We start from the raw sequence: 18,178 nt of genomic DNA on the forward strand, positions 1-18,178 counted from the left end.
CGATTCACCTCAGCCGGCGGCGAGCACGGCTTCGAGAGACGCCTCAAGGATGTCCACGCCGGTGTGAAGCTCGTCGTCCGTGATCGTGAGGGGCGGGGCGATGCGGAAGATGCCGCCCATCCCGGGCAGCTGGACGATGTTCAGGTGCAGGCCGCGTTCGAGACAGGCCGCGGTGATCGCCTTGCCCAGTGCGTCGGCGGGCGCCCTGCTCTTCTTGTCCTTGACGAGTTCGACACCTTGGAGCAGGCCACGGCCGCGGACGTCACCGACGACCTCGTGGTGGTCGCGAAGCGCCGACAGTCGTTCGGTGAGCTGATCGCCCAGCGTCGCGGCACGCTCCGTGAGGTTCTCGCGGTCGATGACGTCGAGGACCGTCAGCGCGACGGCAGCCGCCAAGGGGTCGGACACGTGGGTGGTGTAGAAGAGGAAACCCCGGTCGTGGCAGACCTGTTCGATGTCGGCGGTCGTGACGACGGCCGCCACGGGCAACCCGGCTCCCAGGGTCTTCGACAACGTCAGGATGTCGGGGGCGACCCCGTCGCGCTCGAACGCGTACATCGTCCCGGTGCGGCCGAGACCGGTCTGCGCCTCGTCCAGGATGAGCAGCATCCCGCGTTCGTCACACATCTGTCTGAGGCGGCGCAGATACCCGGGCGGCAGGTCGATGATCCCGCCTGAGGACAGGATGGGCTCGACGAGGCAGGCGGCGAGACTCCCGGCGGACTGCCGGTCGACCAGGGCGAAGCCGTAGGCGAGCTCGGCCTCCCAGTCGTGTGACCCGTCAGAGGATCGGAACGGCGAACGATAGGCGTTCGGCGCGGGCAGCGCGAGGTTTCCCGGCACCGGAGGACCGTAGCCGCGCCGCCCGGCGGAGAAGGTCGCGGCGGCGGCCCCCTGGGTCATGCCGTGCCAGGAGAGGTCGAAGGAGACGATCTCGAAACGGCCGGTGGAGAGCTTGGCCATCTTGATCGCGGCCTCGTTCGCCTCGGCTCCCGTGGTGAGCAGCAACATCTTGCCGAGCGTCGGGGGCAGGGTCGCGGTGAGCCGGCGGGCGAGCTCCAGCACGGGCGCGCTGAGCATGCCGCTGAAGAGGTGGCCCAGGGACCCGACCGCGGACGAGACCGTCGCCACGATATCCGGGTGCGCATGGCCGAGGATGGCGCTCATCTGCCCCGAGGTGAAGTCGAGAATCGGCGTGCCCTGGCGATCGAAGACATACGCGCCGGAGGCGCGTTCGATGACCCGCGGGGTGAAGCCGGCTCCGTAACGGACCAGGAGGCGGTCCGCCTCGTCCCAGAACGTCGTGTCCATCGCCAACCTCTCTCACCGTGCCGAGACGACGTCGAACGTCCCGCTCGATGCCATCCTCGTCCGACGGCAAGACTCGTCACAAGCAAACAAATGCGACTCATCATTCGGCATCGCCTTACTATCGACGTCATGCTCAACCCGCAACGGCTCGCGATCCTGCGCGCGGTCCTGGCAGCCGGCTCCATCAACAAAGCGGCGCGGAACCTCAGCTACTCCCCCGCGACGATCAGCCAGCACATGACCACCCTGGCGAAGGAGACCGGACTGGTCCTCTTCGAGAAGCAGGGACGCGGAATCAGCCCCACCGACGCCGCGCGGCACCTGGCGGATCAAGCTCAGTCGCTCCTCGCCGACTTCGGGCGCCTTGAACGCGTCGTCGCAGACCTCCGGGGCGGCCAGGCGCAGCACCTGGCGATCGCCTGCTTCGCCTCCGCGGCAGAGCGGTGGATCCCGGAGGTCGTGCGGACCGTCCGCGAACACCAGCCGAACCTCACCGTCGAGATCAGCCTCAACGAACCCGTCGACGGGCGCGGACGCCGGCGACCGGATCTCGACATCCGGACCGAGCCCGCCGGCGGAGCCGGAGTACACCTCGACGGCTACCGGCGTCACGAACTCATCGTCGAGGAACTCGTCGCCGTGCTCCCCGGTGCCCATCCCCTCGCCGATGCCCGCGAGCTCGCTCTCCGGGACCTCGAAGACGAGCCCTGGATAGATCACGACATCTACGACAGCCCGATCGGGCAGATCATCGTGACCGCCTGCAGCGCCGCCGGATTCACGCCGCGCTACGCCGCCCGCCTGGACGATCATCGGGCGGCGCTGCGGCTGGTGGAGACGGGCATCGGCGTCACCCTCCTGCCGCGCCTGGCCGTCGCGGAACTCCCCGGCGGAGTCGTCGCCAGGCCCGTGGTCCGCCCCACCGTCTCGCGGCGCATCGTCGTCCACGCCCGCCAGGACCGGCGCCGCGGCGACCTCATCGCCCGCGCGGTGGCACAGCTTCACGACAGCGCCCGCAGGGGAGAGCCCGCGTAGCACGGACCCGTACTCCCGCTCTTCCGTGCCGCCGGTCAGCGGGGGGACGGACCGTCCTGCGGCGTCAGGGGTGGACCGGTCCGTCGCGTGCGCGCCCAGATGACGGCGGTGATCGCGGCAAGCAGCGCGCAGGGAAGGAGCATCACGATCGATCCGGTCCCCGCCGAGCGATCGGAGCCGGCGAGGGGGTCCGCGTGCGTGACGATCACCAGGAGGTACGCGAGCGCGTTGTTGGCCGCGTGGATGACGACCGACGTCTCAAGACCGCCCGTCCGCCACGTGATCAGGCCGAAGGTGACGCCGAGGGTGAGGTAGTAGACGTTCAGCCACGGGTCGGTGGACACGTGGATGGCCGCGAACAGGACGCTCGACACGGCCAGGCCGAGGACCAGCGCCGTCCGGGGGCCACGGCCCCAGCTCGCGGCCACCCGGAACGCCAGTCCGCGGTAGCCGTACTCCTCGCCCGCCGACTGCAGAGGGGTCAGCAGGAGCGTGACGACGAACACGGCGATCAGGTCGGAGAACCGCCACGATCCTTCCGTGTACGGTGCGAGGAGGAAGAAGACGGTCATGTAGAGCACCCAGATCGGCACGAGCGTCAGCACCGCGCGACCGAACACCGCGGGCCGGAACACGGACAGCACGGAGTGCAGCGACGCTCCCCGCACCCCGTACAGCCCGCGCTGGATGAACATGCTCCATGGGATCATCAGCGCGATCGCGACGAGGTTCGCGGCGTGGAAGATCGGCGTGAACTCCGTACCGCCCGCGATCGGGTTGACCCTGCCCTGCGCCTGGTCGATGGTGGAGCCGAGGACGCCGAGGACACCGCCGAAGCCGAACAGGCCGACGAGGAGCAGCGCGAGCGCCAGAATGCCGCGTCCGACACGGCGCTTCTCACCGGCCAGCACGCCGTGGTAGGGCACGCCCGGCGGGATCGGCCGCGGGCCGCGCCGGTGCTGTGACGGGTCGTGGGGGTCGCTCGGCGCGGTGTCCGGGGGAAGGGCCGGGGAGTCGGAGTACATGGTTCCACCCTCCTGCGGCGCCCGTCGCGGCAGCAGTGCCGTCGGTCACGAGTTCGTATGCGATCTGCCCGGCATGGGCATGACATTTGCCATATGAGCGGCGGCCCGACGCGCGCACCCGCACACGGCGTCGCAGGGTGCGGCGTCGCTCAGGTCCAGCCGTGCTCGGCGGCCGTGCGGCCTCGGTCAGATCCAGCCGTGCTTGGCGGCGATGTGCGCGGCCTCGTGCCGGTTCGCGGCGCCGAGCTTCGCGATGGCGGCCGCGAGGTAGTTCCGCACGGTCCCGCGGGAGAGCGAGACACGTTGCGCGATCTCGTCTACGGGCGCGCCGTCGCGCGCGAGGGCGAGAACATCGGTCTCACGCGGAGTGAGCGGAGAGTCGCCCGCGCCGATCGCCTCGGCCGCGAGCTCGGGGTCGACGTGCCGGCCGCCACTCGCGACCTTGCGCACGACGTGTGCGAGGGTGCCGGAGGAGACGGTCTTCGGCAGAAAGCCGCGCACGCCCGCGGCGAGTGCCGACTTCAGATAGCCGGGACGACCGTGCGAAGTCACGATGACGCAGCGGCAGTCCGGCAGCTCGGCCGCGAGCCGTCGGGCCACCTCGATGCCGTCGGGCCCGGGCATCTGCAGGTCGAGCAGGGCCACGTCCGGACGTACTCTGAGGGCCGTCGCGATCGCCTCGTCACCCGACGCCGCCTGCCCGACGACCTCGAAGTCGTCCTGGAGGTCGAGCAGTCCGGCGACGGCGTCGCGGATGAGATGTTCGTCGTCGGCGACGAGGATGCGGATCATGCGCGGTCTCCCTCCGGAAGCGGGATCGTGGCCTGGAGCAGGAACCAGTCTCCGTCGCGGCGCGTCGTGATGTGCCCGCCGAGCGCCCGGATCCTCTCGGACATCGCGCGCAGTCCCGTGCCGGCGTCGGGGGACGCCGCGCCGGTCGGCACGAGGCGGACGGGGTCGGCGCCGTCATTCGCGATCGTGAGGAGAACCTCCCCGTCCTCGTTCGTCGTCGCGAGCGTGACCTGCGTCGCCGCCGAGTGTCGCAGCACGTTCGTGACGCCCTCGCGGACGACCCACGCGAGCGCCTCGGCGCATTCCTCGGGCACGGGGTCACCGGTCACCGTGCAGCGGATGCCCGCGGAGCCGAGCAGCGAACGCGCGCCCGACACCTCGCCCTCCCAGTTCGCGCGGAGCTCGCCGCGCACGACGCGACGGACCTCGTTCCCCGCCTCCTCGGCGAGCCGCCGGACGCCGGTGATCTCTTCGGCCGCCTGCTCGTCGCCGCCGCGGCGCACGAGCTCCGACGCGAGTTCGCTCTTGACCGCGATCGCCGCGAGGGTGCGGCCGAACACGTCATGGAGGTCGCGCGAGATGCGCAGGCGTTCGTTCGCGAGCGTGAGGGCGGCGCGATCCTCGTGCGCTCTCTGCAACTCGCGCAGGACCCGCAGCAGCCACGCGCTCGACCAGCCGGCCCACAGGATGACGCTGATCACCGCCACCCCGACGACGACGAGCGGGATGTCCGAGACGGCCGCGAGCGGGACGGCCAGGACGAGTATCGCCGCGTTGAGCCGGAGCGTCCGTCGCGCGTCGAGCACGGGCACGAAGCTCGCGGCGACCGACCCGATCGCCGCCGCGGCCGTCACGGCCATCGCGGGGACCGGAGTCGTGAGGGTCACGGCGACGAGCGCCACGAGGGCGAGCCCCCAGGCGATGACACCGCCGGCCGCGAGCCGCCGGGCGCGGCCGGCGAGGACGTCGAAGCTCCACCGGCTGACGAGGATGTTCCCGGTGACGAGGGCGAGCGTGAGCACGACGGCCACGAGGAACACGACGGGATGCGTTCCGACGAGCCGGTCGGCGCCTGTCAGTCCGGTGAGGAGGGTGCCGATCGGGGTCGAGACGGCGCCGTATGTGGACCAGCGCACGTAGGTCTCGAACCGTCGCGCGCTGACCGCCGGCCCATCCCCCATAAGCCTCAGTCTGCCATCAACGACCTGCGGCTTCGTCCGGGTCGGCACACCGGGGAGACGCGCGAACCGCGCCCGGAGGTCGCACGGGCGCGGTTCGCATCGGACGCTTCTTGGACGATCACTGTAATGGTGCCGCCCTTGATCGAACCGGGCGTAGGCGGGGGCGTTGCCTCCGTGTTATCTCCTGACCCGAGGTACCCATGAAATCGATGGTCTTGAACCATCGGCATATAACGCCACTGGCAGCGGGAAGGCGGCCGTCGACGCTGGCCCGCCGCAAGGGCAGGGTCGCGATCCTCGACCCGCAGACCCGGACGCTCACCGCGCTGAACCGTGGCTCGGTGACCGTGTCGGTGACGAATGAGTCGATGCGCGCCTACACCGACGACAGCTCGCTCGCGCCGATCACGACCTCGAAGACCGTCCAGGTCGTGCGCGGCAGGACGTCCCTCACCCGGGCGGCACGAGGGTGAAGTAGCGACCGAGCACCGTCTCGTCGCCGTGGACCGCGTCGAGCCGGTCGGCGGGGAGCCGTCCCCACAGGAACAGCATCAGGTCCGACGCCGTCCCGGCCAGCTCGACGTCACCGGGCGCGCCGCCGCCCGCGTCCAGCCGTACGTCGTCTGCGGTGAAGCACACCGTCCAGTCGCCCGGGCCGTCGGTGCGCCGGAACCGGTAGCGTTCCCCCGTCCCGGGCGGCGCCTGTGTCCTGGCGCGCCGGGCCGGAGCCATGACCTCGAAGTTCTGCGCCACGGCGTCCACCGCTAGCTCCGCCTGGACCGGCTGGGCGGCGCCGAGCGCGTTCTCGGCGTCCCAGCGGTGCAGGGCCGCCTCGATGGTCTGCATCCGCACCCAGAACCCGGTGGTCTGCTCCCGGGACCAGGTCCACACCCGCTCCCCGGGGTCCCGGCTCGCGAACAGCGACGCGAGGGCGGCGGCCCCCTCCGCGAACCAGGCGATCAGGCCCTCCGGGATCGGCCCGCGGTTCGGCGCCCGTTCCGGGAGCGGCCAGCCCGTGATGTCGGCGGGCAACCGGAGATGGCCGGGATCCGTCTCTTCCGGCCGCTCCGCGAGGCGTTCCCCGACGACGTGGATCACGTACCGGTGCACCCAGGCCAGATGCCCGGTCAGATCGGCCACCGACCAGCCGGGACAGGACGGCACCGGCGGCGCTCCCCCGCCGGCCGCGGCCCGCCGCGCCGCGGCCTCGAACGCCTGGACCTCACGCCGGAAGTGCGGAACGTAATCCATGATCTCATTCTGCGCCGTGCCGCCGCCCGCCGAGCCCCGATCGCCGAACTCGTCCGTCCGCCCCACCCGTGGCAGCAGGTCCCCGCTACTGGAGACCGGCGCGAACAGACGTGATGCGCTGGGTGTTGAAGCCGAGCCAGTGCATCCGGCCCGCATAACGGGCGTGCTCGATCTTGAGGCAGCGGTCCTTGACCACTGTCACGCCGCCGTCCTCGGCGATTCGGGCGCCCTCCTCGTTGATCACGCCGAACTGGCACCAGAGCACGCCGGCGTGGATCGCCACGGCCTCCCGCGCGATCCCCGGCAGCGCGTCCGGCGCGCGGAAGACGTTCACCACGTCCACCGGCACGGGCACGTCCAGCAGGCTCCGGTAACTGGTCTCGCCGAGGATCTCCGGCTCGCGGGGATTCACCGGGATCACCCGGTAGCCGTGCCGCTTGAGGTAGTAGCCGACGAAGTAGCTGGCCCGTAGCTCGTTGTTGGACAGGCCCACGACCGCGATCGTCCTGGCGGTGTGGAGCACGCGCTGAATCGTCGACGGGTCCTGGTAACGCGCGAGATCGGTCATACCGTTTCCACTTCCCTTCCCAAGGTCGCGGCGACGCGGGCGAACCCCTGCTCCAGGTCCCAGATCAGATCCTCGACGGACTCGGTGCCGACCGACAGCCGCACCGTTCCCGGCCCGACGCCGGCGGCCCGCAGTTCGTCGTCGCCGAGCTGCCGATGGGTCGTGCTGGCGGGGTGGATGATCAGGCTTTTCGCGTCGCCGACGTTCGCCAGGTGGGACCAGAGCGTCACGCCGCCGATGAGGCCCTGCCCGCCGGTCCGGCCACCGGCGCAGTCGAAGGAGAACACCGCGCCGGGGCCGCTCGGCAGGTACTTCTCCACGAGCGGCCGGTACCTGCTCCCGGGCAGGCCGGGGTAGGTCACGTTCGACGCCAGCGCATGCGACTCCAGGAACGCGGCGACCGCCCGCGCGTTCTCGACGTGGCGTTCCATCCGCAGCGACAGCGTTTCGAGCCCCTGCAGGAACAGGAAGGCGTTGAGCGGCGCGAGGGCGCCGCCGAGGTCGCGCAGGGTTTCGGCCCGGAGCTTCATCAGATAGCCGTACGTGCCGAACGTCTCGTGGAAGCGCAGGCCGTGGTAGGCCGGCGACGGATCCGCGACCACGGGGAACCGCCCGTTGGACCAGTCGAACGTGCCGGCCTCGACGACGACGCCGCCGATGCTGGTGCCGTGGCCGCCGATGAACTTGGTGGCCGAGTGGACCACGATGTCGGCGCCCCACTCGATCGGGCGGCACAGGTACGGCGTCGCGAACGTGTTGTCCACGATCAGGGGCAGCCCGTGCTCGTGCGCGATGGCCGCCACGACTTCGATGTCCAGCACGTTCCCGGCGGGGTTGCCGATCGTCTCGCCGAAGAACGCCTTGGTGTTCGGGCGGACCGCCTGCCGCCACGCGTCCGGATCGTCGGGATCCACCCAGGTCAGTTCCACGCTCATTTTGCGCAGCAGGTGCTTGAGCTGGTTCACCGTCCCGCCGTAGAGCGCCGAGGAGGAGACGACGTGGTCGCCCGGCTGCAGCAGCGTGAAGAGCGCGGCCGCCTGCGCGGCGATCCCGCTGGCGAAGGCGACCGCGCCGGCGCCGCCTTCGAGGTTCGCCACCCGTTCCTCGAACACCGCGACGGTCGGGTTCATGATCCGCGAGTAGGTGTTCCCGTACTCCTGCAGGTTGAAGTACGCCGCCGCGGACTCCGCGTCCTCGAACACGTAGCTGGTCGTCTGGAAGATCGGCACCGCACGCGCGCCCGTGTTCGGGTCGGGCCGCTGCCCGGCGTGCAGTTGCCGCGTCTCGAACCCGAACGCGCGGGCTTGTTCGGCAGGGGAAGGCTGGTCGGTCACGAAGGTCTCTTCCTCGATGTCATCAGGGCCCGCCCTGGGCCAGGAACCGGCGGATGATGGGCGTCTGCCGCGCTTCCTCCAGTAAGAAGCAGTCGTGGCCGTACATCGCCTCGATCACATGGAACTCGACCGGCTTGCCGAGGGCGCGAAGCGCCTCCTCGATCTCCCTCGACGCGGACGGCGGGTACAGCCAGTCGGAACTGAACGCCATCAGCAGCGTCCGTGCGGAGACGCCTTCCAGCGCGCGCGTGAGCGACCCGCCGCCGTGCTGCCGCGCGAGATCGAAATACGTCAGCGCGCGCGAGGTGTAGAGGTAGGTGTTGGCGTCGAAGCGCCTGACGAACGAGTCGGCTTGGTGGCGCAGGTAGCTCTCCACCTCGAACTCCGGCTCGTCGATCGTGTAGCGGATGTCGTCGGCGAACTGCAGCCGCCGGCCGAACTTCTCGTTCAGCGCGGGCGCGGACAGGTACGTGACGTGGCCGACCATGCGCGCCACCCCCATGCCGGCATCGGGCGCGCGGCCGGTGCCGTGGTAGCGGCCGCCCTGCCAGGCCGGGTCGCGCATGATCGCGTCACGCGCGATCGCGTTCCAGGCCACCCCCTGGGGATGGAGGGCGTGGGTGCTGGCGATCGACACGACGGCGTCGACCTGATCAGGGAACTGGATCGCCCATTCGAGCGCCTGCATCCCGCCGAGCGAACCCCCGGCCACCGCCGCGAGCCGCTCGATGCCCAGTGCGTCCAGCAACGCGCGCTCGGTCCGCACCATGTCCGCGACGGTGATCACGGGGAAGTCCGGCCCGTACGGCCTGCCCGTCGCCGGATCGGTCGACGACGGCCCGGTCGTCCCGCGGCAGCCGCCGAGCAGGTTCGTGGAGACGACGAAGAAGCGGTCGGTGTCGAACGCCTTGCCGGGGCCGATCATCCCGTCCCACCAGCCGAGCCCCTTGCGGGCCGAGCCGTCGCGATCCTCCGATCCGAACCCGTCACGCGTGCTCTCCTCGGGCGGCGCCTTCGCGAAGCCCGCCGCATGGGCGTCGCCGCTGAGCGCATGGCACACCAGGATGACGTTGTCGCGCTCGGGCGAGAGGGCACCGTAGGTCTCGTACGCCACCCGAACCGGATGCAGCCGCCGCCCGCAGTCGAGCCGTACCGGCTGCGGCAGGTCGAGATACCGCGTCTCCACCGTGCCGACCGAACCGGCGACGAGTGGCGGGGGTGACTGCGACATGGGGCTATGGTGCCCGCCCCGGCCGGTGTATTGTCAAGCTTCCCTACCGGGAATATGGGAAGCAGGCGAAGGAGCGGACATGACCACGGTCGCCAACGGAGTGAACGTCCAGGCACTGCTCGACGCACGCGAAGTGCTGAAGGGCGCGCCCGAGGCCGCCCAGTTCGTCTGGCGGGCGACCTCCAGATGGCAGAACGGCGTCCACAGCACGACGACGGTCAAGGAGTTCTTCGGTCTCGGGCAGGAGCAGAGTCACAAGAGCGAGGCGGTGTTCGACGCCGACCACCCCGAGGTCTTCGCGGCGGAGGACAACGGCATCACGCCGATCGAGTACCTCCTCGTCGGCCTGGCGAGCTGCCTGACGGCGGGCGTGGCGTCCGTCGCGCAGAATCGCGGCATCCAGTTGCGCTCGGTCGAGGCGACGCTCGAGGGCAAGCACGACATCCGCGGGATCCTCGGTGTCGACGGCGACGTCCGCAACGGCTTCAATGACATCAAGGTGACGTTCAACATCGACGCGGACGCGTCGAAGCAGGACATCGAGGCTCTGGTGGCCCAGTCGCAGAAGCGCTCCGCCGTGTTCGACGCTCTCACGAACCCGACGGACGTCACCGTCGAAGTCGCCTGAGGGGCCGAGCCATCGAGAACCTCGCGACAGTCGTCATCGGCGCGGGGCACGCGGGCCTCGCCGCGAGCCACTTCCTCGGCGAACGGTCGATCGATCACGTCGTGCTTGAGCGCGGCGAGGTGGCGAACTCGTGGCGGCGCGAACGCTGGGACTCCTTCCGGCTGCTCACTCCCAACTGGCAGAGCCGTCTTCCGGGTCTTCGCTACGAAGGCCCGGATCCCGACGGCTACATGACGGTGGGGGAAGTGGTCGAGTTCATCGAGCGCTTCGCCAAGGTCTCGCGTGCTCCCGTCCGGACCGGCACGGACGTCACATCCCTGCGACGGGTCGACGGCGGATACCAGGTGACGACGAGCGACGGCGAGATCCGCTGCCGGGCGGTGGTCATCGCGAGTGGCGCCTGCAACCGGCCGACGGTGCCGCGGTTCAACGACGCGGTGCCGGCATCCGTCGAGCAGCTCACGCCGTTCGACTACCGCGGCCCCGCCCAGCTCCCCGACGGCGGCGTGCTCGTCGTGGGCGCGTCGGCGACCGGCGTGCAGCTGGCGGCGGAGCTGCGGCGGTCGGGCCGGCCGGTGACCCTCTCGGTGGGGGAGCACGTGCGGGTGCCGCGCACGTACCGCGGACGCGATGTGCTGTGGTGGATGAACGCCTCCGGCGTGTGGGACCAGCGGTTCGACGAGATCGACGACCTCGCGCGGGCCCGGCGGCTCCCCTCGCCCCAGCTCGTCGGGACTCCGGAGCGGATGACGCTCGACCTCAACGCGCTCGCCTCGACGGGTGTCGAACTGGTGGGTCGCTGGGCGGCCGTACGTGACGGCCGCGCGCTGTTCTCCGGCGGCCTGCGCAACGTGTTCTCGCTCGCGGACCTCAAGATGGAGCGCCTGCTGGACACGTTCGACGCATGGGCTCGGACGCACGGCCGTGACGCCGAGGTCGGCTCACCCGAGCGCTTCGCGCCGACCCGGGTGCCCGAGTCGACGCGGTTGCAGCTCGACCTGCGAAGCGGCGAGATCCGTACGATCGTGTGGGCCACGGGTTTCCGGCCTGACTACGGGTGGCTCGACGTGCCCGTGGTCGACGCGAAGGGCCTGCTGCGTCACGAGGGCGGCGTGCTCGACAGCCCGGGACTCTACGCGCTGGGGCTGCCGGTGCTGCGGCGGCGCAAGTCCACGTTCATTCACGGTATCGAGGCCGACGCGCGGGAGGTGGTCGACCACCTCGCGCGGTACCTGGCCCTGCGCGGGTGAATCCGGCCAGAGCCCCGTACGGAGGAGGACGTCACCACACCACGTTCCGTCGGCCGTGTGGACCGGGAGCGCTCAGACACTGCGGAGGACCGAGACCACGATGCCCAGCACCACCGCGTCGTCGCCGTCGATGACGTCGTAGGCGGGATTGCGCGGTTCGAGATGGACGCGGCCGTCGCGTCGGCGGTACACCTTGACGGTGGCCTCACCGTCGATCATCGCGGCGACGATCTGGCCCGAGTGCGCCTCGGGCTGCTGCCGTACCACGACGATGTCACCGTCGCAGATCGCGGCGTCGATCATCGAGTCCCCCCGCACGCGGAGGCCGAACACGTGGCCACGCCCGGTGAGGTCGCGGGGCAGGGTCAGCGTGTCGTCCAGGTGCTGTTCGGCGGGGATGGGAGTGCCCGCGGCGATGTCTCCGACCACGGGCACGGTCACCAGGTCGCCGGCCGGCCCCGGCGCCGAAGATCGCAGGAAGAGACGTACGTCGATCGGCCGGGTCATCGCCGGGCCGCGGCGGAGGAACCCCTTGTCCTCCAGGCTCTTCAGATGCTTCGACACGGACGAGGACGACCGCAGCCCGACCGCGTGGCCGATCTCGCGGGTGCTCGGCGGGTACCCGTATCTGACCACCCAGTCCCGGATCGTGGCCAGGATCCGCTGCTGGCGCTGCGGCAGGGCCGAGGAGTCCAGGTACTCGAACGCGTCAGGGTCGTCGTAGGCGGTCACGTGCGAAATGCTAGAGCCCGGCGCCTCCCGGCGGGAGCCTCCGCTCCCATCTCCGCCGGCCTCCTACCGGGAGCTCATACAGGCGGCCAAGTGCGGTTTGGTCGAACTGTCCGGGCGCCGCGAACTGCTGGACACCTTCCTGCGCCTCTTCGCCGTCCCCCAGCCGGCCTGATCGAGGCCGTCGCTACCCCCCGCTCCGGCAGCGCCTGCGCGGGTCACTCCGCGGTGGACAGCCCGTCTCCGGTGACCTCCAGTGACCTGTGGGCCCGCTCCACGGCCGGGGGCAGCGAACGCCGGCGGGCCAGAGCGCGCGGCAGCCGGGGCAGCGTGCCGTACAGACCGCGCCACCCCTCGGGACCGGACCGCACGGCCGCGAGTACGGCTCCCGCCACCGCCGGCCACGGGCGGCGCAGCACCGCGGTGAGCACCCTGTTCCGCACGGCCAGCGCCCGCCTGGCGTCGTGATCCCTGGCCGGAGACGGATGGTGATGGGCGACCACGTCACCGACGTAGGCCATCCCCCACCCCACCGCCGCCAGATCCAGCGCGAGGCGCTCCTCCTCACCGTGGAAGAAGACCACGTCGTCGAAGCCGCCCGCGGTGAGGTACGCCTCCCGCCGCACCACGGCGCCGCACGCGAGGAAGCCGAGAACGCTCGGACCGGGCAGCCCGGCTTCGGCCTCCAGCGGGGAGGCGGCCATGGCGGCGCACATCGGTTCGAGCCGCTCGTCGGCCCCGACCAGCACGCGCGCGGCCAGCAGGCCCAGGCGGGGATGGGCGTCCAGCACGTCGGCGGCCCGCTCCAACGCCCCCGGCGCCCACCAGGAGTCGTCGTCGGCGAAGGCGACGTACGGCGTGTCCGCTATCCGCACGCCGATGTTGCGCGCGGGCGCCCCCAGGTTGACCCGCAGGGCCACGACCCGCGTGTCCGGAAAGCACTCGCGGACGAAGTCCGGGGTGCCGTCGGTGGAACCGTTGTCGATCAGGATGACCGGGCCCCGATGGCGGGGCAGGGACCGGGCCAGGTCCTCCCGGCGGTTACGGGTGACCACCACGACGGTCACCCGCGCGTCACGAAGGCCCCGGACGTCCGAGGCCGGGGAGGGCGCTGTCATGTGGTCGTCACCACCGTTCTCCGCTGCTTGCCTGCCCAGTGGCTCTTCCCCCGGCCGGGTCATGACTCGTGCCGCCACGCGGCAAGATTCGATGCATCGGCAGCAGGCGGGCGAGTTGCGCGGCGTTCAGCTGGGCGTGATCGCGATAGCAGTTGTTCATCAGCACGTGGGTCGTGTCGGCGTCCTCTGCCAGGCGGCGGAGATCGGGCACCCACCGCCTGAGCTCCTCCTCGCCGTAGAGGTAGCCGAACCGCTCGTGTACGTCCTTGCTGGTCCACTTCGCCGAATGGCCGTGGAAGCGGACCACGGCCAGGTCGGCGGTTGCCGCGAGCACGGGCGGGATCGACGTGGGGTATCCCTGGGGCATGTCCACGCTGACGTACGGCACCTCGTGCGATCTGAGGAAATCCAGCGTCTCCGCCTGATTCTCCTTGCTCATCCACGTGTGGTTACGGAACTCCACGCAGATCGGCACGGGAGCGCAGCGCTCCCTGCATTCCAAGATGTACTGCTTGTTGCGCCTCGCGATCGGAAACCACTGCGGGAACTGGAACAGCAGCGCACCCAGCTTGCCCGCCTCGCGAAGCGGAGCCAGCGCGGCGAGGAACCGATCCCACACCTGCTCGGCCACGTCCGCGGGGACATCGCGGAGGTAGAGGTTCTTCTTCGACTCCCCCAGGCGTTCCCGCAGGTCTTTGTACAGCGCGGCGGGCCGGGTGGGATGCTGGGTCAGCAGCGAGAACGCCTTGACGTTGAAGGTGAAACCGGCGGGAGTCCGATCACGCCACAGGGCGACGGTGCTCTCCCCCGGCGGCGCGTAATAGGAGGAGTCCACCTCTACCAGCGGAAATTGGCTGGCGTAGTACCGGAGCCTTTCCTCCGGCGAGGTGACGCCGTGCGGATACCAGCCCGACTGCAGCAGCGTCCCGTCGGTCCAGGAAGAGGTCCCTACCAGGATGGAACCCATGTGGGCCCCCTACCCGAGCCCGGAGGCCTGACGCGCGCCGTCCTGTGCTCGCGGGTCACCCGGCGGGCAGCGTCGCGCGCCGCCCACCTGACACGGATGGGTCCTTTCCGGAATCGGGCCCCGTCGGGCGTCCGCCGTTCCGGGGGCGCCGGCGTGACCGCGCCGGCACCGAAGAACATGACGACCGATTACGTGCTGTATGTCCATATGGGTGGTTCGCTGGGTAGGTCTGTCCCGGGAGGGGCAGATCGGCTGAGAGCTATGTCATGAGGGACCTGACCAGGAGAGAGTTCGCGCTTCTGGCGGCGGGCGCGGGTGCGGCCGCCGCCGGTCTGGGACGCGCCGTCCCCACCGGCGGGGAGGTACGGCTGGCCAAATGGGTCGACCCGGTGCCGATGCTGCCCATACCCTCGCCTGGGCGCTCGGCCGCCTACCCGGGAGCGGACTACTACGAGCTGACGATGCGGCAGCGCCCCTGGCGTTTCCACCGGGACCTGCCGCCCGGGCAGGCATGGGGTTTCTGGGCCGAGGGTGACGGCGGGCCGGTCGGCCTCGGCTACCTGGGGCCGACCCTGGTCGCCCGGCGGGACCGCCCGGTGGTGGTCCGCTATCGCAACCACCTGCCCACCACGCATCTGCTGCAGTCGGCGGTCGACGTCACGTTGTGGCGCAACCTGCCGGGCGTCCCGCCCGATCCGCCCGGCGGCCGGATGCCGCAGAACTTCCCCGCCGAGCCCGCCGTCTGGGTCGTCCCCCACCTGCACGGCGGCTTCGACGCGCCCCAGTCCGACGGCTACCCCGAGGCGTGGTTCACCCCCGACGGCCTGCACGGCCCCGCCTACGCCACCGTCGGCAACGCCCGCTCCGACGAGGTCGTCTACGCCTACACCAGCCGGCAGCAGGCCACCATGCTCTGGTACCACGACCACGCGATGGCCATCACCCGGCTGAACATCTACGCCGGGCTGGCCGGCCTCTACCTGATCCGCGACGCCTTCGAGGAAGGTCTGCCCCTGCCGGCCGGCGCCTTCGAGGTGCCGCTGATCCTGCAGGATCGCAATCTCACCCCCGGCGGCGCGCTGTCCTATCCCGACAAGGGCCCCACGCCCTACCACCCCAAGTGGAACCCGAACTTCTTCGCCGCCGTCCCGGTGGTCAACGGCAAGGCATACCCGTACCTGGACGTGGAACCGCGACGCTACCGGCTACGCCTGCTCAACGGCTCCAACCAGCGCTTCTTCCACCTGTGGTTCCAGGACGGCGGTAGGCGGCGGCCGTTCTGGCTGATCGGCACCGACGGCGGCTTCCGCGCCGAACCGCTGCGGCTGACCAGCGTCCTGCTCCCCCCGGCCAACCGCCTGGACGTGATCCTCGACCTCACCGGCACCCCGGCCGGCACGCGGATCACGATGATGAACGACGCCGCCACCCCGTTCCCGCAAGGCGGCAAGAACGTCCCCATGCCGGAGATCATGCAGTTCAGGGTCGGCACAGCACGCTCCGGCCCGGACCGCAGCGCACCGCCGGACCGGCTGGCCCTGCGGCCCGTCACACCGCTGCGACCGACGCCCGGGCTCGCCCACCGGCAGTTCGTCATCACCGCCAACCGCGACGCCCACGGCAAGTCCACCCACCTGGCGATCAACCAGCGTTTCTTCGACGACCCCGTCGAGGACTTCCCCAAGGAGGGCACCACCGAGATCTGGGAGTACATCAACACCTCGGGCGACGGTCACCCCATGCACGTGCACCTCGTGCAGTTCCACCTGCTGAACCGGCAGCGGTTCGGCGCGCCCGCCTATCTCGCCGCCTACCAGAACTGGATCTCCAGAGGCCGCCCGCCGGAATCCAGGCCCGGCCTGGGCCGCTACCTCAAGGGGCCGGTGCTGCCACCGGCCGCCGAGGAGGAAGGCTGGAAGGACACCATCATCGCCTATCCCGGAATGGTCACCCGGATCGTCCTGCGGTTCGACCTGCCCCCGCCCATCGACGGCATCCCGGGCACCCACAGCGGCAACCCGGCCACCTACATCCAGCACTGCCACATGCTGGAACACGAGGACAACGAGATCATGCGCCCCTGGCAGATCATCTCCTGACCACCTGCCCCTCCAGCATCTTGGCCAGCCGGTCGGTCTCGGCTGCGAGGCGTTCGCGCACGTCGGTCAGAGCGGCGATGCGTTCGTCGAGCGCGCCGAGGCGTTCGGAGAAGGTCCGGATCAGGCCCACGCAGTCCTTCGGCGGCTCCGCGTGCCCCTTACCCAGGCAGGGGACGAACCGCAGCACGTCCTCCGAGCTGAGTCCGGCGTGCAGGAGGCGCGCGATGTCGCGCACGAGGAGGACGGCGTCGCTGTCGTAGATCCGGTAGCCGTTGTGGTCACGCTCCGCACAGATCAGGCCCTGCTCCTCGTAGTAGCGCAGAGCACGCGTGGACACCCCTGCGCGGCGTGCCACCTCGCCGATCCGCATCACCTGCTCACTCTCCTCCGCCGCTCGGATGTGAAACCCGCCCAGAACAACGCCAGTGAAACCAGCACGCATCCCGCCGCTGCCGCCGGTACGGCCAGCGGGCCGTTCGTCTCCAGCACCAGACCGCCTATCCCGCCGGCGAGCGAGAAGCCGAGGAACATGGCGCTGTTGTTCAGCGCGATCAGCTCGTTCGCGGCGCCGGGGCCGTTCCCTCGTTCGAGCAGCCATGCCTGTGTCGCCGGTGCGATTCCCCAGGTCGCCAGGCCGTACAGCACCAGAACCAGCGCGACGACGGGGACGGGGTAGGGACCTCCGGAGACGCCCAGCACGACCATGAGAAGGGGTGCGGCGAGCACACCGCACATGAGGACCATCAGCGCGCGGAGGGCGCCCAGCGCGTCCACCAGTTGACCGCCGACGAACGCGCCGACGATCCCGGCCAGCCCGACGGCGACGATGAGCGGGGCGACGGCGGAGCCCCGGATGCCGCCGATCCGGCCGACGATCTCTGTGATGTAGACGTAGGACATCATCCCGCCGGCGCCGCTGGGGATCATCGCCAGGAGCGCCGCGGCGGTGGCCGGACGGCGTAGCGGCGCCAGGCGGTCCCCGAGCCGGGCCCTCTCCCCGCCCGGCAGCGGCGGCAGGGTCAGCAGCAGGCCGATTCCTGCCACGAGGGCGACGGCGGCGACGTAGATCATCGTGGCCCGCCAGCCCAGTTGCCCGCCGATCCAGGTACCGGCCGGCACCCCTGCCACCAGCGAGGTGGTCAGCCCGGCCCCCACGATCGCGAGGTACCGTCCCTGACGGCCTTCGGGGGCGGCCGTGGCCGCGATGGCGAAGGCCGCGGGGGCGGCGGTCGCGGCGGCCAGCCCCGAGATGATCCGGGCCACCAGCAGTGGGCCGTACGCCGGGGCGAGGGCGGCCCCGAGGTTGGCGAGGACGAACACGGCAGCCGCCCCGATGAGCACCCGCCGCCGGGGCAGCCGGGCGGTCAGGAAGGCCGCGACCGGCGCCCCCAGCGCGAACGTCAGCGCGAACACGGTCACGAGCTGGCCGCCCATCGCGACCGAGACATCAAGATCCCGGGAGACGTCCGGGAGGATGCCTGCGATGATCAGGTCGTCAGTGCCGAAGGAGAATGCCAGGAGGAAGAGCGCCGGCAGCCACGGCGGCAGGGACGAACGCGCACCGTTCGCCGCCCCCGCGCTCCTCGAACCCGGCCGGGTCCCGTGCGTAGTCATGCCGCGACGCTAGGAGCTTGACGTTAGCGTCAAGGTCAAGCCCAC

The 18,178-nt window shown here is 70.8% G+C and carries 19 protein-coding genes; 6 read left to right on the plus strand and 13 right to left on the minus strand.

The genetic code is table 11. The features are described 5' to 3' along the window. Nucleotides 1-9 precede the first annotated feature (9 nt). On the minus strand, nucleotides 10-1,311 hold the full coding sequence (locus QSK26_RS32500) for an aspartate aminotransferase family protein (RefSeq protein ID WP_285779135.1): 1,302 nt from the start codon (nucleotides 1,309-1,311) through the stop codon (nucleotides 10-12). Nucleotides 1,312-1,440: 129 nt separating this feature from the next. Between QSK26_RS32500 and QSK26_RS32505 the strand changes: the two genes are divergently transcribed. Continuing rightward, nucleotides 1,441-2,346: a LysR family transcriptional regulator gene (locus tag QSK26_RS32505; RefSeq protein ID WP_285779136.1), complete on the plus strand. Its 906-nt coding sequence runs from the start codon at nucleotides 1,441-1,443 to the stop codon at nucleotides 2,344-2,346. A gap of 35 nt (nucleotides 2,347-2,381) precedes the next feature. On the opposite strand, the gene QSK26_RS32510 is transcribed toward QSK26_RS32505, so the two are convergent. The 3 genes from QSK26_RS32510 to QSK26_RS32520 form a co-directional block, all read right to left on the minus strand. After that, the gene (locus tag QSK26_RS32510; RefSeq protein ID WP_285779137.1) at nucleotides 2,382-3,371 is read right to left on the minus strand and encodes a CPBP family intramembrane glutamic endopeptidase; all 990 of its coding nucleotides are present in this window, start codon (nucleotides 3,369-3,371) and stop codon (nucleotides 2,382-2,384) included. Between the two features lie 186 nt (nucleotides 3,372-3,557). Continuing rightward, nucleotides 3,558-4,163, minus strand: coding sequence for a response regulator transcription factor (locus QSK26_RS32515; RefSeq protein WP_285779138.1), 606 nt, complete (start codon nucleotides 4,161-4,163; stop codon nucleotides 3,558-3,560). Continuing rightward, on the minus strand, nucleotides 4,160-5,344 hold the full coding sequence (locus QSK26_RS32520) for a sensor histidine kinase (protein ID WP_285779139.1): 1,185 nt from the start codon (nucleotides 5,342-5,344) through the stop codon (nucleotides 4,160-4,162). Before QSK26_RS32520 ends, QSK26_RS32515 begins: the two co-directional genes overlap by 4 nt. Nucleotides 5,345-5,553: 209 nt before the next feature. On the opposite strand from QSK26_RS32520, the gene QSK26_RS32525 reads away from it, so the two are divergent. Continuing rightward, a complete protein-coding gene (locus tag QSK26_RS32525; RefSeq protein ID WP_285779140.1) occupies nucleotides 5,554-5,817 on the plus strand; it encodes a hypothetical protein in 264 nt (87 codons plus the stop codon). On the opposite strand, the gene QSK26_RS32530 is transcribed toward QSK26_RS32525, so the two are convergent. The 4 genes from QSK26_RS32530 to metX all read right to left on the minus strand — a co-directional run bounded on the left by QSK26_RS32530 (nucleotide 5,795) and on the right by metX (nucleotide 9,728). Then, nucleotides 5,795-6,595 (minus strand): maleylpyruvate isomerase family mycothiol-dependent enzyme, encoded by an 801-nt coding sequence (locus QSK26_RS32530; protein ID WP_285779141.1) that lies wholly within the window; start codon nucleotides 6,593-6,595, stop codon nucleotides 5,795-5,797. The two genes, QSK26_RS32525 and QSK26_RS32530, sit on opposite strands and share 23 nt — an antisense overlap. Before the next feature lie 85 nt (nucleotides 6,596-6,680). Next, a complete protein-coding gene (locus tag QSK26_RS32535) occupies nucleotides 6,681-7,163 on the minus strand; it encodes a CoA-binding protein (protein WP_285779142.1) in 483 nt (160 codons plus the stop codon). Further along, on the minus strand, nucleotides 7,160-8,497 hold the full coding sequence (locus QSK26_RS32540; RefSeq protein WP_285779143.1) for an O-acetylhomoserine aminocarboxypropyltransferase/cysteine synthase family protein: 1,338 nt from the start codon (nucleotides 8,495-8,497) through the stop codon (nucleotides 7,160-7,162). The genes QSK26_RS32535 and QSK26_RS32540 overlap by 4 nt, the downstream gene beginning before the upstream one ends. 22 nt (nucleotides 8,498-8,519) lie before the next feature. Beyond that, nucleotides 8,520-9,728 (minus strand): homoserine O-acetyltransferase MetX, encoded by a 1,209-nt coding sequence (metX, locus tag QSK26_RS32545; RefSeq protein WP_285779144.1) that lies wholly within the window; start codon nucleotides 9,726-9,728, stop codon nucleotides 8,520-8,522. A gap of 79 nt (nucleotides 9,729-9,807) precedes the next feature. Between metX and QSK26_RS32550 the strand changes: the two genes are divergently transcribed. Both QSK26_RS32550 and QSK26_RS32555 read left to right on the plus strand, forming a co-directional pair. Next, nucleotides 9,808-10,356 carry an OsmC family protein gene (locus tag QSK26_RS32550; protein WP_285779145.1) on the plus strand — a complete coding sequence of 183 codons (549 nt, stop codon included), beginning with the start codon at nucleotides 9,808-9,810 and terminating at the stop codon, nucleotides 10,354-10,356. A 35-nt stretch (nucleotides 10,357-10,391) separates the two neighbouring features. Next, nucleotides 10,392-11,606, plus strand: coding sequence for an NAD(P)-binding domain-containing protein (locus tag QSK26_RS32555; protein WP_285779267.1), 1,215 nt, complete (start codon nucleotides 10,392-10,394; stop codon nucleotides 11,604-11,606). A gap of 72 nt (nucleotides 11,607-11,678) precedes the next feature. Here QSK26_RS32555 and lexA read toward each other — a convergent pair whose 3' ends face one another. Continuing rightward, entirely contained in the window at nucleotides 11,679-12,347 is a 669-nt protein-coding gene (gene lexA / locus QSK26_RS32560) for a transcriptional repressor LexA (RefSeq protein WP_502888773.1), read from the minus strand. Between lexA and QSK26_RS32565 the strand changes: the two genes are divergently transcribed. Continuing rightward, complete coding sequence (locus QSK26_RS32565; protein ID WP_285779147.1) at nucleotides 12,346-12,510, plus strand: hypothetical protein; 165 nt, start codon at nucleotides 12,346-12,348, stop codon at nucleotides 12,508-12,510. The two genes, lexA and QSK26_RS32565, sit on opposite strands and share 2 nt — an antisense overlap. A gap of 43 nt (nucleotides 12,511-12,553) precedes the next feature. On the opposite strand, the gene QSK26_RS32570 is transcribed toward QSK26_RS32565, so the two are convergent. Further along, nucleotides 12,554-13,453, minus strand: coding sequence for a glycosyltransferase family 2 protein (locus tag QSK26_RS32570; protein ID WP_285779148.1), 900 nt, complete (start codon nucleotides 13,451-13,453; stop codon nucleotides 12,554-12,556). 7 nt (nucleotides 13,454-13,460) lie between these two features. Next, nucleotides 13,461-14,420, minus strand: coding sequence for a DUF72 domain-containing protein (locus QSK26_RS32575; RefSeq protein ID WP_285779149.1), 960 nt, complete (start codon nucleotides 14,418-14,420; stop codon nucleotides 13,461-13,463). 266 nt (nucleotides 14,421-14,686) lie between these two features. Between QSK26_RS32575 and QSK26_RS32580 the strand changes: the two genes are divergently transcribed. Beyond that, nucleotides 14,687-16,519: a multicopper oxidase family protein gene (locus tag QSK26_RS32580; RefSeq protein ID WP_285779150.1), complete on the plus strand. Its 1,833-nt coding sequence runs from the start codon at nucleotides 14,687-14,689 to the stop codon at nucleotides 16,517-16,519. Here the strand turns inward: QSK26_RS32580 and QSK26_RS32585 are convergent. Both QSK26_RS32585 and QSK26_RS32590 read right to left on the minus strand, forming a co-directional pair. Then, a complete protein-coding gene (locus QSK26_RS32585) occupies nucleotides 16,509-16,889 on the minus strand; it encodes a MerR family DNA-binding transcriptional regulator (protein WP_285779151.1) in 381 nt (126 codons plus the stop codon). The genes QSK26_RS32580 and QSK26_RS32585 overlap by 11 nt on opposite strands. Next, nucleotides 16,889-18,133: an MFS transporter gene (locus QSK26_RS32590; RefSeq protein WP_285779152.1), complete on the minus strand. Its 1,245-nt coding sequence runs from the start codon at nucleotides 18,131-18,133 to the stop codon at nucleotides 16,889-16,891. Before QSK26_RS32590 ends, QSK26_RS32585 begins: the two co-directional genes overlap by 1 nt. Nucleotides 18,134-18,178: the final 45 nt, after the last annotated feature.

The sequence above is a fragment of the Microtetraspora sp. NBRC 13810 genome, assembly GCF_030268685.1.
Classification (GTDB): Bacteria; Actinomycetota; Actinomycetes; order Streptosporangiales; family Streptosporangiaceae; genus BSRQ01.